General features: G+C 36.5%; 1 protein-coding gene. It reads right to left on the bottom strand.

All coding sequences use genetic code 11. The features are described 5' to 3' along the window. The coding region (locus Q1A01_RS23535; protein WP_299686002.1) for an amino acid adenylation domain-containing protein at positions 1–1,338 on the bottom strand (1,338 nt) is incomplete at both ends.

Raw genomic sequence — 1,338 nt, 5'->3', positions numbered from 1 at the left:
CTTGCCACAAGGCAGCTAAGTTCTCTTCAATCTCATTGGTAGGAGCCACATATTCTCGTTGAATCACATCTTCCGAGCTCACAGGCGGTAATGCCTTCTTATCTATTTTACCATTAGGTGTTAATGGCATCTCCTCTAGAAATACATAATAACTTGGCAACATATATTCAGGCAGTTCCTTCCCTAGTGACAAACGTAATTCTTGCTTGTCTACTGCATGCTCATTCACTAAATAGCTAACGATCACTAATTCCTCTTGAACCATTGCCGTAACCACAACACATTGATCAATGCCTTCTTGCTTTTCTAGTACATGCTCGATCTCTCCGAGTTCAATTCGATGACCACGTATCTTTACTTGACTATCCTTTCTGCCTACATATTCAATTTCTCCATTAGGTAACCATTTTCCTAAATCACCGGTTTTGTATAAAAGTCCGCTTTCGCGAAAGCGGTTAACAACAAATTTCTCTTGCGTTAACTCTGGTTGGTTTAAATATCCTCTTGAAATCCCATCACCCGAAATACATATCTCTCCAATCACACCTACAGGTTGTAAGGCTAAATCATCAGATAGAATATAGAATTGAGTATTATCGGTTCCCTTTCCAATAGGAACAGAACGATCATATTCCTTTGCTACACGATAGTAACTACTATAAGTTGTATCTTCAGATGGACCGTATAAATTACGTAGTGCAATACCACTATTTTTAAAGTAAGAAGTAACACTTGGTGGAAATGGCTCTCCTGCCAAATTGATCCCTACTACATTCGAAAAATCAACCTCCTTGTCGATAAGCGTTTGTATCACAGAAGGTACTGTATTGATTAATATATTATTATCAACAGCTATATAATCACTAATAGATAATCCATTTTCTAATAAACGTATGGGCTTTCCAATACTTAAAGGATAGAAAAACTCATATACTGAAAGATCAAAACAATGTGATGTTACTGCATATAATACATCATACGGTGTATTACTAAATTCACTCGCAGACCATTGAAGCATTTTACTCGCATTGTCATGGGTAATCATAACGCCTTTTGGCTTTCCAGTAGACCCCGATGTATAAATAATATATGCTAAATTATTAGATTCGATACTAATTTTTGGCAACTCTTTTGAGATAGGCTCAGCTGTTGTAAACGAAGCGATCATCTCTTTATCGATCGTTACTTTACACTGACTATCTTGCTCTATATAAGCAATACGTTGTGCAGGATACTTAGGATCTAATGGCACATATGCACAACCTGCTTTTAATACCGCTAGCAATGAAATTAATAACCATTCATCTCTATCTAATTTTACGCCTACTAAACTCTCTA

The sequence above is a fragment of the uncultured Dokdonia sp. genome (genome assembly GCF_947492815.1).
GTDB lineage: Bacteria > Bacteroidota > Bacteroidia > Flavobacteriales > Flavobacteriaceae > Dokdonia.
The sequence above is the reverse complement of the archived record's forward strand: the minus strand, read 5'-3'. Positions and strand labels throughout refer to the sequence as shown.